Below are 14,541 nucleotides of genomic sequence, written 5' to 3'. Positions count from 1 at the left end.
TTATGAAAAAGATAATTAATACCTCTAATGCCCCTGCTCCTATTGGCCCTTATAACCAAGCGGTACTTTCCGGAAACATGCTTTATACATCTGGGCAAATCGCTTTAGATCCTAATACAGGAGAACTTAAGCTAGGTAACATTAAAGAAGAAACTGCTTTAGTCATGGAAAATTTGAAAGCTATTCTAACCGAAGCAGGAATGACCTTTGACAATGTGATTAAAACTTCAATTTTTATAAGCGACATGAATAATTTTGCTCAAATAAACGAAGTTTATGCCAACTATTTTAATGCTGAAACTGCTCCTGCCAGAGAAACGGTTGAAGTAGCTAATTTACCAAAATTTGTAAATGTAGAAATTAGTGCTATTGCTGTTAAATAGCCGTTAACAATAATGTTACTGTAGCAGGATTTGTAGCAATAGGTATAATATGAAAATCACATAACCTCATGAGCATAAAAATATCGGGTTCATGAGGATGCTTATCTAATGGATCTCTAAAAAAGATCACCATGTCTATTTACCAGTCTGCAACTCTAGATGCTATTTGCGCAACTCCTCCTATAAGACCGGAAAGTAACTTTTCCACTTCAAAACCTGCAGCTTCCGCCTTAGCTCCTATGGTTCCTGTAGCTACCAGATTTTAAACTTTTGGCACGTAATGCACATTCTTTTTTTAGTTTAAGAATTGTACCATTTCTGCTTTCTTCCCATTATGGGCAATTTGCTATTGTCATAATTAAGTAGATAAAATATCAGAAATTCTGAGTAGTTCTTTATTTATATCGTGTTTACTTTTCAAAGCTTTTTCTAAACTACAAGATTCTACTTTATTATTAACCAAGCCAACCATCAAATCACTTTTTCCATCCAATATCAATTCTACTGCTTTTACGCATAATCTACTTGCAAGTACTCTATCAAAACAAGATGGGCTCCCTCCTCTTTGAATATGACCCAAAACGGTAACCTTTGCATCATAATCTAAATTGCTTTGCTTAAAATATTCTGCAAGTTCAAAAACGTTTTTTCCAATTTTATCACCTTCAGAAACTACTACAATGCTCGAAGTCTTTCCAGATCTTCTGCTTCGCTCTAAAGAATCTAATAATCGCTCTAATCCCAGGTCTTCTTCAGGAATCAAAATTTCTTCGGCTCCTGCTCCAATTCCGCTATTTAACGCTATAAACCCGGCATCTCTCCCCATAACTTCTACAAAGAATAATCTATTGTGAGAGCTTGCGGTATCTCGTATCTTATCAATAGCCTCAACTACTGTATTTAATGCAGTATCATACCCAATCGTAAATTGAGTTCCATAAATGTCATTATCTATAGTTCCCGGAACACCAATAATAGAGATATTATGTTCCTCACTAAATACCTTTCCTCCTCTAAAGGTTCCATCACCACCAATTAGAACCATAGCGTCTACTTCTGCTTCAATAAGATTATCTGCAGCTTTCTGTCTTCCTTCTGGGGTTAAAAATTCTTTTGATCTAGCAGATTTCAGAATTGTTCCTCCACGGGTAATAATATTCCTAACACTTCGGGCATCTAAAATTTCATAATCTCCTTCAATCATTCCTTGAAATCCTCTATAGAATCCAACACATTCTGTATCATAATAAGCACAAGCTCTAACAACAGCTCTAATAGCGGCATTCATTCCAGGAGAATCTCCGCCGGAAGTCATTACACCAATACGTTTGATCTTTTTTGACATTTTTTAAAAATTATATATTAAAATTACAAAGTATTAGTAATAATTATAGTTGATATTAAAGAGTTTCATACAAATTTAACGTAAAGCAAATTAAAAAAACTCTATTGTTTTGGGAAAACTATATAATCTGGAGCTAATGATTTCGCAGACTCTTCCTGCTCTTTTTCTTCGGAAGATTTAGCTATTTCTTTATTTAAGATCTTTCTGATCAATTCTTTAAAGGTATCGAAATCTACAGAGTAAGAAAGACCAACACCTTGTGTAAAACCTATTTCTTCTCCTATATACTGAATATTATTTTCCCTATTAAAAACTTTTGCTCTTAAACTCCCATCTTCATTAAGCAAGAATTCTATTTCTACATCTCCAACAACCACAGATTCTGTAACACCACCAACCGGAATACCTACTTGTCCGTTTATTAGCACTCTATTACTAATTTGAGTAGACAGTGTAAGACCAAATCTATCTACCGTTTGTTGATCTGGAGTTCTATCTCCCTGAACGTAGTTTACACCCACCTGAAATTTTCCATCTTCATCTGCAAAAATATCATTTACTAAACTAGAAGCTCTTTCTACAAGAGTTCCAGTAATGGCATTCTGTCCAATAGCAAACTCACTATAGAAGGAACCTTGAGTTACTAAGAACAAAGCTTGCAATTCTCTACTGGCGCGATCATTCATTCTGTATTCTAATTCTGATCTTACTGCAGAACTCGCATTTGGAAACTGAACATTAAATGTTATATCTGGTTGTGCGATCTGCCCTTGTAAAAGTATGATCACTTCTACCGGGATCTTTCTATTTATTGAAGGGTTTTCTAATAATACAGCAGGATTTGCATCTACTTCATAAATAGCACTCACATCGAGATCTGCCTGCGTAGGGTTACCATCCCAGTTTATGCTACTTCCAGATTTAACTTGAAATGCTTTTTGTACCAGTCCAGCATATTTAAAGTTATATACACCTTTATAGACTACAAAGTCGCCCCACATATTAAATTTACCCTTGGTATTGATCTCTATCAAAAGGTTACCTGCACCTCTACCTCTAAGCGTGCTTCCACTTGTTTGATCTATCACCACTTCAACTTCTGCCTCATTAGTAACATCTAGATCGAAATTTAGTTCTAATCCCTTTACATCTGGGATCTCTAACTCTCTACCTGCTAATCTATTTGCCTTCTCCTCCGGACTTAAAAAATGTATATAAGAATTATCTCCAATAGATTCCTTGGTGCTAAGCGGGATCTTAAAAAGCGTTCCCTTAGCTGTAGAGGCATTTACATCTATAACAAGTTCATCTGTAGGTCCTACTATACTAGCAAATCCGTCTATATAGGCAGTACCATAATACAGGGCATCTTCTTCTGCTTTGGTATCTAAAACCACAATTCTATCACTATTTATAGTAAGGTCTAAAAACCATTTTCTAAAATTCTTATGAGAAATGTTACCGTCTAAAACTCCTTCCGTCTTATACTTAACATCTACCATATCAATTTTATCAAAATTGAACTGCTGTTTGGTTAGATTTATAACTGCATCATCTTTAAGGTCAAAATCTACATTGAGATAAGGAATTCTAAATCCTGCATTTGCAAGGTTTAATTTTCCTGTAATATCTGGGTTTTTGTAACTACCCGTAACTTTGGCATCCCCTGTAACCAAACCTCTAATATTATCTATAGCTTCTCCTCCTAACGGACTAAAAGCAACCAGATTGAAATCCCTTAAAGCAACGTCTAGATCTATGGTTGGATTATTTCTACCTACATCTATTCCACCTTTCGCATTTAAAGATTCAAACCCTTGATTTTTAAGGGTGGCGTCTACGTTATAATAGGTTAGATTCTCATTACCATCTACATTTAATCTTAAGTTCCCCAAAAGCGTCTCGTTAACTGTTAAGCTGTCGATCTTTAAGCCCGTGTTAGGAAAATAGGCACCTTTTTCCTGAAGTAAATGCAATTTCCCATTAAGAGTTCCCGCAATATCTAAACTGTCTATATCTGGAGTGATCTTGCCTATATCTACATCTTCAAATTCTATTCTAAAATCTTTATAGGTTGTATCCCTCAAAGATCCGCTCATTTTAATGAGTTCATTCTTATGGCTTAATACCAAAGAGTCTATTACCAGATCATTAAAACTATTGTCAAAAACGATCTTATTATTCTTATTATTTGTTTCATTAAGGAACCAAACATTGTCTTTAAATTTTACATCAGATTTCTGAATACCTACTACAGATTTGTTATTCTCATTTATGGTATGAAAAAAGTTTAAATTAAAAACATCATCATTAGATTTACCTCCCTGAAATTCAGACCTTATAAATAAAGTATCTCTAAGAGTAACGTTAATTAAGCTAAATTCTGAAAAATTATAATATTCTGTAGAAACACTATCTGCCTCTACGAATGTATTATAGATAGGGTTGGTATTATCTACCTGCACATTAATATCTTTCATCATATTTCCGAAGGCTTCTATCTTTGGAGATCTAAATGTGAGCTTAAATTCAGACTCATCAGACTCTACTCTACCCCGAATAAATGTATTTGGAGCTAACGTAATTTCAGGATAAAAAACCTCTACTATCTTATTATAAATATTGAAGTCAAATTCCATATACTGATTATTTGTAATGGTATTTGGACGATAATTGGTATAGATACTACCTATAGAATTTTCAATAAGCGCAGGAACTTCAGAAATTTTGAAGTTTCCTGTTACTTCTCCGTTTATTACATCTGGAGAATTCACCGCAATGGTTCTAACATTGGTAGAATCAAAACTAGAAGTTACACTTAGATCGTCAAAATAATACAGATCATTTTGATTGTTATAGGAAGTGTTTATTAGCAAAATATTACCAGAAACGTTATCAATGTTAGTTCCTTTCATATTCATGATAACATCTCCTTTAAATATCGAAATGCTGTCTCTTTTTATGAAATTAAGTTTATTAAGATCTGCATAGCCTACAGATGCTTCAAAATCATACACATCATCTTTACCAGATATATCTACCAATCCATTAAATTCCATCTTAAGATTTGGGTCTTGAGATACCAAACTTCCATTATAAATAGAATTCCTAACAGTTCCCAGTACCAGAATATTGGTATAGTTATAATTGTTATAATTTATTTTGGAGATCCTTCCTCTTACTTTGGTATTTAAACTTTCTGAAGTAAAACCTTTACCGTCTATATTTAAATCTAAACTGGCTTTACCTAATGTTTTCTGATCTAATAATCTTCCTATATTGAATTCATTGAATACTAAATTGCCTTTATAGGTGGTCTGATTAGAATTATCAAAATTTCTCAAAATCATATCTGCTTTCACAGATCCTAGTTGCGTATTTACAAAAATATTGGCATCTAAAGAATTCTTGGTAACCGTAGTTTTCCCCTTTACACTTAAGTTTCCAAACTCTGTTAAAGAAGCCGGAAGTTTATCTTTTAAGATACCCGGAAGTAGGTTTACGAGATCATAATAATTGGAAGTAAGATCGTTTAGATCTCCCGTAATTTTAAAATCTTCTGGAGTAAAGGCCCCTTTAAAGGCAACTTCCCCTACCAACCTACTTCTATCCATACCGGTAAGTTCAACGTCTTCTAAAACAAAATCATTTAAAGTTCCTTTAAAATGAGTGGTGATATTTAGGTCTTGATTATCGCCAAAGGGAGGATAGAAGTTTTGAAGATCTATTGTAGAGATTTCAGATTGATTAAATTGGGCATCAAAATTAACTTTATTCAGAAAATCTGAAAAATCTTCTAGAACATAGTTCATTGTTATCTCACCTTCTACATTAGAATAAGGCGTAATAAGCTCTAAGTCTTTAAGCTGCATTCTTGTAGGGCTGTAAGAAAAATTGGTGGCTAACTTCTGAATGTCAAAGCCTCGTCCTTCTTTAGCTTTTAGTGAATTTATCTTTACACTTACATCGCTATCTAAAATATGCAGTTCTTCTGCATCTATTTGAAGCTCTCGTAAACGTACGATCTCCGGATTTTGATTATTTTCATCTACAAAACTATAATACCCATCTTCAATGCTAATAGTATTAATTAAGAGCTCAAAGCTTTTAGGGTCTCCCGATGGTTCTGTTTTTAGTTTTTCTAGAAGTACACTCACATTATCCTGATCTTCACCTTTATACCGTCTCATCTTTAAAGTGAAACCCTTAGCAGTGGTAGCACCTAGATTAGGATTATTATTAATAATATTGGAAATACCCAGAATTGAAGTTCGTAACTCCTGAATGTTTAAGAGTGTATCTTGGTGATGATCTTCTACGTAAATCTCGTTCAGTTTTACTTTACCGAAATAAGACAGACTTACCCTTCCTACAGAAACCACCACGTTAGAGTTTTTCTGAAGAGAATTTGTTAACCTTTTTGCCACCGATGTTTGCACAGCGGGCACGGAAAATAAAATCAATAAAAACACGAAAAACAAAAGCAGTGCAGCGACTGTTCTAATTAGTATTTTCCAGAATTTTTTGATACGCTTTAATGTTATAACTTTGTGAACAATATTAACTATTTATACGCCCTTTTTTTCATAATGGCTTCCCAAAATATTTACATTTTAGCAATAGAATCTTCTTGTGATGATACCGCCGCTGCGGTATTAAAAAACGATACCTTATTATCAAATATTGTAGCTACTCAAGAAGTACATCAAAAATATGGAGGCGTGGTGCCAGAATTAGCATCTAGAGCTCACCAACAAAATATTGTGCCGGTAATTCATGAGGCTATTTCTCAAGCAAATATCGACAAAAAAGACATATCTGCAATCGCTTTTACAAAAGGTCCTGGTCTTATGGGTTCACTTTTAGTAGGAACTTCCTTTGCAAAGTCTTTATCTATGGGCTTAGATATACCACTTATTGAAGTTAACCATATGCAAGCCCATATTTTGGCTCATTTTATTAAAGAGGAAGGCTTTGATATACCAACCTTCCCATTTTTAGCAATGACCATTAGTGGTGGACATACTCAAATAGTTAAAGTTTCTAACTATTTTGAAATGGAAGTTATTGGCCAAACTATAGATGATGCGGTGGGAGAAGCTTTTGATAAGAGTGCAAAGATCTTAGGGCTGCCGTATCCTGGAGGTCCTTTGGTAGATAAAAATGCTAAACTAGGAAATCCTAAAGCTTATAAGTTCACAAAACCTAAAGTTGGAGATCTTGATTTTAGCTTTAGCGGACTAAAAACAGGGGTTCTATATTTTATTCAAAAGCAGGTGAAAGATAATCCTAATTTCATTCAAGATAATATGAATGATATTTGCGCCTCTATTCAATATACTATTGTAGAAATACTAATGGATAAACTGAAAAAGGCAGTAAAGCAAACCGGAATCAATCAAATTGCCATTGGCGGAGGAGTATCTGCTAATAGTGGAATTAGAAATGCGCTAAAAGCAGCTGAACAAAAATATGGCTGGAAAACCTATGTTCCTAAATTTGAATACACTACAGACAATGCAGCAATGATTGGTATTGTTGGTTATTATAAATATTTAAATAAAGATTTCTCAGACCTTTCTGTAACCGCTACCGCTCGTTTAAAAATTTAATTCTATGCAGTTATTCTATAATCCTAATGTGAATGCTGACGCTAAGGAGATCATTTTTCCTAAAGATGAGAGCAAACATATTGTAAAGGTGCTTCGTAAGAGAGAAGGTGATATTTTGAATGTTACCAATGGTAAGGGAAATATTTTTAAAACAGAGATCACTTTGGTCACTCCACAGCAATGTATAGCAAAGGTATTGGAAGTTGAAACTCAGCCTGAACCCGACTATTATTTGCATTTGGCAGTTGCACCAACAAAAATGAATGATAGATATGAATGGTTCTTAGAAAAAGCTACTGAAATTGGTGTTCATGAAATCACACCAATTATTTGTGATCATAGTGAAAGAAAGGTTGTAAAGTTACAAAGGTTTGAAAGAGTGATTCAAAGCGCTATGAAACAATCTTTACATCTAAGCATTCCCAAATTGAACGAGGCGGTAAAAGCTTCAGATTTTATTAAGAATAATACTGCAGAACACAAATTTATTGCTCATTGTGAAGAAGGAAAAGATAAGGTCTCTTTAAAACGCTCTATTCAAAAAGGAGAAAGATCGATAATACTTATTGGCCCAGAAGGTGATTTCTCTGTAAATGAAATTCGGCTCGCATTAGAAAATAATTGGAAAGCTGTAAGCCTTGGAAATAGCAGATTGAGAACAGAAACTGCAGCAATAGCAGCATGTCATACTGTAGCTTTAGCTAATGAAGATTAATATTGTTAGAATAACTGAAAACTAAGAAATTACTTTTTAGACGTACTTTATTTTAAATGCCCATGATATTCTATAAATACTTGATAGTTATGTTGGTACTTATTTTTTCTTTGGCGTCCAACGCTCAGGAAATAGCACTTTTAAAGTATAATGGTGGTGGAGATTGGTATGCAAACCCCACAGCTTTGCCAAATCTTATAAAATTTTGCAATGATAATATTCATACTGTAATAAATTCTAAACCAGCTACTGTTACTCCAGGAAGTAGCGCTATTTTTCAATACCCATTTGTGCATATGACGGGGCATGGAAATGTGATCTTTAATGATCATGAAGTTACAAATCTTAGAAATTATTTATTGAGCGGAGGGTTTTTACACATAGACGATAATTATGGAATGAAACCGTATCTTTTAAAAGAGCTAAAGAAATTATTTCCGAATAAAACGTTACAAGAGATCTCCACAAATCACTTAATTTTTAGTACTGCGTATCAATTTCCCAACGGATTACCTAAAATCCATGAACATGATGGATTACCACCTCAGGCTTTGGGATTTTTTGAAGGAGATAGACTTATCTTATTATTCACATTTGAAAGCGACCTTGGAGATGGATGGGAAGATGCGGCTATTCATAACGATCCGGAAGAAGTAAGAAGTAGAGCCTTGAAAATGGGTGCTAATATTATTAAATATGCTTTTATAGATTAATTATGCAATTAGCTCATCCAGATCATTTCAGCACCACTAAAAAATTCCCTTTAATTATACTAACAGATAATATTATAGGTGAAGCCAATATTGGTAGCATTTTTAGACTTGCAGATGCTTTTAACATTCATAAAATCATTTTTACCGGTTCCCCCATTAATTTAAAAAGCAATAGGTTAAAAAAAACCGCAAGATCTACTTACAAGTATGTAGATTTCGAATATATGAAAGAGGCTGCAGGTGTTGCTAGATCATTTATAGAAAAGGGTTATAAAACTCTAGCTATAGAAATAACATCCAATAGCGTGAGTATAGATAGCATTAGTTATGAAAATGAAACTAAATTGTTATTAATAGTGGGTAATGAAAGCGCCGGTATTAGCTCAGAATTGTTAGAACTATCTCATAAACATCTTCATATCAATATGTTTGGAGAAAATAGCAGTATGAATGTTGCACAAGCTACAGGAATAGCTTTATATGAAATTACTAAAACCCTTCTTCCCTTTCCGAATAAATAATATATTTACACGGTGAACGCGAAAACTTTTTCTTACGGAATATTACGTGCATTAGGAATTTTATCTGGTATCTTCCTTTTACTCTATTTTTTATATCAAATTCAATCGGTGCTTATTTATATAGCAGTTGCCGGTGTTATTTCTCTTGTTGGTAGACCTGTGGTGATCTTTTTAAGATCTAGACTTCGTATACCGAACCAAGTGGCGGTGATTATGGTATTACTGCTCGTACTCTCGATTTTCGTAGGAATAATATTTGTTTTTGTTCCTATTATGATAGAACAGAGTTACTATTTAGGACAAATTGATATTGAAGCCTTTAAAAGCGATATCTCCGAGCTTAACACTCAAATTAATGCATATCTCGGTGTTAACGATATAAATATCATTGAGGGCTTAAAACAAAGCGAATTTGCACAAAGCCTCAATCTTAAAATGGTTCCTAAATTCTTAAATAGTGTTTTTGGAATCTTAGGAGCTACATTAATCGCCGTTTTCTCTATCATTTTTATCTCCTTCTTCTTACTAAAAGATAGTAAGCTGATGCTAAATAGTATTTTGGTATTTGCTAATAAAGGAGAGGAAGACAAATTTCAGAGAGTATTCAACAAAATTAAGATATTATTATCAAGATACTTTGTAGGACTTACCATGCAAGTAACCGTGCTGTTCATTTTATACATGCTTTTACTAAGTATATTTGAAATTAACAATCCAGTTGCAATCGCATTTATTTGCGCCACGCTAAACCTTGTTCCCTATTTAGGACCTATTGCTGCTGGTATTTTAATGAGCTTATTTGTGATCTCTAGTAATTTAGGAGCAGATTTTCAAGAGATCATTCTCCCTAAATTGATATATGTAATGCTGGGATATGCTATTTGCCAGTTAATAGACAATTTTATAAGTCAGCCGCTTATATTTGGTGCTAGTGTAAGATCTCATCCATTAGAGATATTCTTGATCATACTTATCTCGGGGCTGATTTTTGGGGTTCTAGGTATGGTTGTAGCCATTCCATTTTATACGGCATTAAAAGTGATCGCCAAAGAATCTTTAAGCGAATATAAGATCGTTAAAAGGCTTACAAGAGATCTTTAAATAGAAAAGCTTGAATAAGGCCATCTTACATCCAGAGGTACAGAAATTTATTCTGAAAAATCAGAAAGTGGATTTACCACAGCTTATTTTGAAGGGTAGTCCCTTTCCTGAAATTACTATACAGGAGATCGCTATACAAATTGCAGCATTTAAAAAAGCTCAAAAAAAGTTGCCTACTTGGTATTCCAAATCTTCTATAATATATCCGGAAGCCTTGAATCTGGAACAGACTTCATCAGAAACTACTGCAAAATATAAGGCCTCGCTTATTTATGGAGATAATTTGATAGATCTTACGGGCGGTTTTGGTATAGATGACTATTATTTCGCGGATAATTTTAAGGTAGTGACACACTGCGAAATTAATACAGAACTTTCAGAGATCGTTACGCATAATTTCAATGTGTTAGCTAAAAAGAATATTCAAACCATTAACTGCGACAGTATTAAATTCTTGAATGAACATGAAAAGCAATATACTTGGATCTATTTAGATCCTGCAAGAAGAGATGATCATGGTGGGAAGGTTTTTCGTTTAGATCAGTGCACTCCCAATATTGTGGAACAGCTAGATTTTGTATTGAGTAGAACCAATAATATTCTTATTAAGACCTCTCCACTCCTCGATATTAAGGCAGGTATTCTGGAATTAGATAATGTAAAAGAAGTTCATATAGTTTCAGTAAATAATGAGGTTAAAGAACTGCTTTGGGTTATAGAGAAGAATTACAATGATTCTATTAAAATAAAGACCGTTAACTTTTTAAAAGAATCAATTCAGAAATTTGAAGGTTGGTTTAATGCAGATGAAGAAAGTTACAATCTATGTCTCCCTCTTAATTATCTATTTGAACCAAATCCTGCTATAATGAAAAGCGGACTATTCGGTACTTTATCAAAAGAGACAGAGACTTCTACTCTGCATCAAAATTCTCATTTATATACTTCACAGAGTTTGGTAGAATTTCCAGGTAGAAGATTTGAAGTCATTGAAATACTGGAATATAACAAAAAGTACTTAAAGAAATACTTTAAGTCTAAAAAAGCCAATATTACTACTAGAAATTTCCCCAAATCTGTAGAGGCACTAAGAGAGGAATTAAAAATTAAAGATGGCGGAGTACTTTATTTATTCTTTACTACAGATATGAATAATAGAAAGATTGTAATTAGTTGTAAAAAGATATAAGAAACTTAATACCTATTATCAATAAATACTCTCGGTTTTCTTCCATCTTCGGGATACTTTAATTTTTCTATATCAGAAGGTAAAGCCATTTCTAATGTTGGTGTAACCTGTAACTTGGATTTTAAAAATTCTTTAAAAAGCTGTATTAATGTCAACGTAGAAGTATCAGGTATCTTTATTATTAAATTATCAATTCCCAAATTTCCTCTTTCTGCTATAATTACAAAAAGAGAGATCTTATCAAACTCGTTAATAGTATCAATAACATTTTGAGGATATAGACTTGTTCCTTTTAATTTGATCATTTGTCTATTTCTACCAATTACCGGACTTAATCTTATGGTATTTCTTCCGCATTTACATGGATCATCAATAAAAGAAACCATATCTCCGGTGGCATATCTTAATAAAGGCATGGTGGTATTTTGAAGAGTGGAAATAACCAACTCCCCTACTTCTCCGGATTTTACGGGTGCTCCAGCCTGATCTAAAATTTCGGTGAAGATAAGATCGGGTTGTGCATGATTACCAACATGCAACTCACATTCTGTAAAGGCGGTAGCCATTTCTGAAGAAGCATAGGTAGAAAATAGCTCAATATCCCATAACTGCTTTATCTTTTTTGACAATGCATTAAATTCCAAATCCATGTTTCGAATAGATTCACCTATACAAATAGCTGCCTTTACTGAGGACTTTTTAAAATCTATATGATGCTCCTGAGCATAATCTATCATTTTTAAAAGAAATGAAGGTACAGCAATTAAATATTTGGGCTGAAATCTCTCTATAGAATCCCACTGTAATTGTGGCAATCCGCTACCTGTTCTAATTACACCGGCACCTAACATTCTTAATCCTAGAAAATATGCCATCCCGGCCATAAATCTTCTGTCTAAAGTGGTCGTAATTTGCACCACATCTTCTTTCTTTACGCCAATTATCTGAAAAGACTGCATTTCATTTAAAGCGAGTCTATCTAGATCTGCATTATTTAGGGCCAAACTTACCGGTCTACCCAAAGTTCCAGAAGTAGTAACATGATCTATAATATCTTCTTTAGGAACACATATAAAGTCATGGTTATATAGTTGTAGCTCTTCTTTAGTAGTGATAGGGATCTTCCTTAGATCTTCCAAAGTATGGATCTCACTAAGTTCTATATCGTTCTTTTTGAAACGCTTATGATAGAATTTAGAATTCTGATCTAAAAATAGCATTTGATTCTTTAATCTAAGCCATTGTATTTCTGCTATTTCCTCTTTAGAAGCCGTTTGAATGTTCTTCATAAGTTATAATTTTCTATAGCTTTTTTTAATTCTTGTGATTAAGCGCTTTCTATCTGACAATGTAGTTATTTCTAACCTTAACGCTTTTTTGTAATTGATGATCGCCATTTTATAATCTTCACGCTCATAATAATAATCTCCTGTTATACTATAAGATTTCCAATAATAGGGATTTAAGATTTGAAGCTTTTGAAGATCTCGTTCCTTAATCTCTTGACCACTTAAAAGATTCAGCTCAATTTGCTGACTTAACTTTCTAAACACTTCATAATCTGAAAATTCTTGAGAATTCACAAACTCATCTTTGGAAATTGTAGCCTGAACTGTGGATACAGAATTTTTCACATTACCCCTTTCAAATTTATTAAAAGCATCATTAAGATCATAAGCTATAAATTCTCCTAATTGATAAGGATTTGCAGATACCCATACTTTCAGTTCTTCAGGTTTAAATATAATTCCATGATGAGCCAATAATTGATTTATTGCTTTTTCATTACCAAAACCTATCTTTTTACCATTCAATCCATTTCTATTTCTTAAAATAGCCACAGCCTTTTCTGGGTCTAGTTTATCTGTACTATCTAATAATTCCTGCATTCTCTTAAATCTATATGCAGAGTGACTTTCTTCAATTGCTTTTGTATTTCTTCTATCTGAATTATAAGCAGCACTTTGAAAATGATTGCTACATACTAAATGATCGCTATTCTCAACATCAAAAACACCAAAATTATTTGGAGACACTTCTATAAGAACGGCTTTATGATCCTTAGAGCTTCCAATCATGATGGCTTCAGATACAAACACTTTTCGTTTCTTAGCTATAGCAACAGCCTCATCTATAGTACCGGCGTATTGCAAGATCTCTCTAGCAACCAAAGATATTGGAGTTTTAGCAAGCAAGGGAATTTTAGATTTTCCGGCATTTATAGTAACGCTCAATCCTTGAATATTTAAACCGCTTACCGCACCAATAAATCCTCCCCATGTGTACATCATAAATTTATGACCTTCAGTTGGATTGATAAATGCTACTATTTTTTCTTCCGCAAAATCATCTCCCGCATAAAAATCAAAATTTCTACCAAGCAATAATTTCCCGTCACTGGTTTTACCATCCCAGGCAGCAAAAGACGTACAACCAACCAGCATTAGATCCTGCAATGCGTGCCCAATATCATGAGCACCATGCAAGTACATAGCTCTAACATAAGCAGGTGCAAAAAAATCATATTTTTCAAGTGAAAATCTGGAAATACCATAGATCTCCTGTTTATATTCTTCCGGAACATACTTGTACATTTTCCTATTGAAGAATTTAACCATTTTGCTTAGAAATTTCTGATATGATGTGGAAGGCACAAGACTTTCAATCTTGGTCATAATAGCAATTTCTTGTTTTGCCATTAACTCTTTAGTAAGACTTCCATTTATGAGTCCGCGTTCTAGCGCATCTCCTTCTAGATAGAGTTCCCAAACTCCATATTTATTTTTTAATAGCGTATTCTTACCTATAGTAAGTAAGCTATCATTATGAACAGTTCTAACGGTATCGATCTCAGAGATGCCATCGAGATTTGGTCTATCTTTTAAAGATCTATTTACTCCACAAGAAGTTATAGAAAAAAGGAGAACCAAGTATAGAAGTTGTAAAATAGATGTTTTCATAG

At 33.5% G+C, this 14,541-nt stretch carries 11 protein-coding genes and 1 pseudogene; 7 read left to right on the top strand and 5 right to left on the bottom strand.

All coding sequences use genetic code 11. From position 1 onward, the window contains the following. Positions 1-2: 2 nt before the first annotated feature. Positions 3-383, top strand: coding sequence for a RidA family protein (locus BLT84_RS12355; RefSeq protein WP_091266201.1), 381 nt, complete (start codon positions 3-5; stop codon positions 381-383). On the opposite strand, the pseudogene BLT84_RS16250 reads toward BLT84_RS12355, so the two are convergent. From BLT84_RS16250 to BLT84_RS12340, 3 genes and pseudogenes are all read right to left on the bottom strand, one after another. After that, a pseudogene (locus tag BLT84_RS16250) lies at positions 376-699 on the bottom strand (methylglyoxal synthase). The gene BLT84_RS12355 and the pseudogene BLT84_RS16250 overlap by 8 nt on opposite strands. A 42-nt stretch (positions 700-741) precedes the next feature. After that, positions 742-1,728: a 6-phosphofructokinase gene (gene pfkA, locus BLT84_RS12345; protein WP_034892715.1), complete on the bottom strand. Its 987-nt coding sequence runs from the start codon at positions 1,726-1,728 to the stop codon at positions 742-744. Positions 1,729-1,829: 101 nt separating this feature from the next. Beyond that, entirely contained in the window at positions 1,830-6,155 is a 4,326-nt protein-coding gene (locus BLT84_RS12340; RefSeq protein ID WP_231929327.1) for a translocation/assembly module TamB domain-containing protein, read from the bottom strand. 162 nt (positions 6,156-6,317) lie between these two features. Between BLT84_RS12340 and tsaD the strand changes: the two genes are divergently transcribed. The 6 genes from tsaD to BLT84_RS12310 all read left to right on the top strand — a co-directional run bounded on the left by tsaD (position 6,318) and on the right by BLT84_RS12310 (position 11,579). Further along, complete coding sequence (gene tsaD / locus BLT84_RS12335) at positions 6,318-7,340, top strand: tRNA (adenosine(37)-N6)-threonylcarbamoyltransferase complex transferase subunit TsaD (RefSeq protein ID WP_091266194.1); 1,023 nt, start codon at positions 6,318-6,320, stop codon at positions 7,338-7,340. Between the two features lie 4 nt (positions 7,341-7,344). After that, on the top strand, positions 7,345-8,055 hold the full coding sequence (locus BLT84_RS12330; protein ID WP_091266190.1) for a 16S rRNA (uracil(1498)-N(3))-methyltransferase: 711 nt from the start codon (positions 7,345-7,347) through the stop codon (positions 8,053-8,055). A gap of 89 nt (positions 8,056-8,144) precedes the next feature. Further along, entirely contained in the window at positions 8,145-8,768 is a 624-nt protein-coding gene (locus tag BLT84_RS12325; protein ID WP_231929325.1) for a DUF4159 domain-containing protein, read from the top strand. 2 nt (positions 8,769-8,770) lie between these two features. Beyond that, positions 8,771-9,289 carry a TrmH family RNA methyltransferase gene (locus tag BLT84_RS12320; protein WP_091266183.1) on the top strand — a complete coding sequence of 173 codons (519 nt, stop codon included), beginning with the start codon at positions 8,771-8,773 and terminating at the stop codon, positions 9,287-9,289. Positions 9,290-9,301: 12 nt separating this feature from the next. After that, positions 9,302-10,390 carry an AI-2E family transporter gene (locus tag BLT84_RS12315; RefSeq protein ID WP_034892689.1) on the top strand — a complete coding sequence of 363 codons (1,089 nt, stop codon included), beginning with the start codon at positions 9,302-9,304 and terminating at the stop codon, positions 10,388-10,390. Positions 10,391-10,400: 10 nt separating this feature from the next. Continuing rightward, on the top strand, positions 10,401-11,579 hold the full coding sequence (locus BLT84_RS12310) for a THUMP-like domain-containing protein (protein ID WP_091266180.1): 1,179 nt from the start codon (positions 10,401-10,403) through the stop codon (positions 11,577-11,579). Positions 11,580-11,584: 5 nt separating this feature from the next. Here the strand turns inward: BLT84_RS12310 and BLT84_RS12305 are convergent, their stop codons facing one another. Then, a complete protein-coding gene (locus BLT84_RS12305) occupies positions 11,585-12,868 on the bottom strand; it encodes a phenylacetate--CoA ligase family protein (protein ID WP_091266178.1) in 1,284 nt (427 codons plus the stop codon). 3 nt (positions 12,869-12,871) lie between these two features. Continuing rightward, positions 12,872-14,539: a C45 family autoproteolytic acyltransferase/hydolase gene (locus BLT84_RS12300; protein WP_091266176.1), complete on the bottom strand. Its 1,668-nt coding sequence runs from the start codon at positions 14,537-14,539 to the stop codon at positions 12,872-12,874. Positions 14,540-14,541: the final 2 nt, after the last annotated feature.

Origin of the sequence: Gillisia sp. Hel1_33_143, assembly GCF_900104765.1 — a bacterium.
Taxonomy (GTDB): Bacteria; Bacteroidota; Bacteroidia; order Flavobacteriales; family Flavobacteriaceae; genus Gillisia.
This window is presented reverse-complemented; position numbering and strand designations above follow the sequence as displayed.

What these genes read in the sequence shown, in the direction of transcription:
- BLT84_RS12355 (WP_091266201.1), top strand. Translation starts at nt 3, where the DNA reads ATGAAAAAGATAATTAATACCTCTAATGCCCCTGCTCCTATTGGCCCT.
- pfkA (WP_034892715.1), bottom strand. Translation starts at nt 1,728, where the DNA reads ATGTCAAAAAAGATCAAACGTATTGGTGTAATGACTTCCGGCGGAGAT.
- tsaD (WP_091266194.1), top strand. Translation starts at nt 6,318, where the DNA reads ATGGCTTCCCAAAATATTTACATTTTAGCAATAGAATCTTCTTGTGAT.
- BLT84_RS12330 (WP_091266190.1), top strand. Translation starts at nt 7,345, where the DNA reads ATGCAGTTATTCTATAATCCTAATGTGAATGCTGACGCTAAGGAGATC.
- BLT84_RS12325 (WP_231929325.1), top strand. Translation starts at nt 8,145, where the DNA reads ATGTTGGTACTTATTTTTTCTTTGGCGTCCAACGCTCAGGAAATAGCA.
- BLT84_RS12320 (WP_091266183.1), top strand. Translation starts at nt 8,771, where the DNA reads ATGCAATTAGCTCATCCAGATCATTTCAGCACCACTAAAAAATTCCCT.
- BLT84_RS12305 (WP_091266178.1), bottom strand. Translation starts at nt 12,868, where the DNA reads ATGAAGAACATTCAAACGGCTTCTAAAGAGGAAATAGCAGAAATACAA.
- BLT84_RS12300 (WP_091266176.1), bottom strand. Translation starts at nt 14,539, where the DNA reads ATGAAAACATCTATTTTACAACTTCTATACTTGGTTCTCCTTTTTTCT.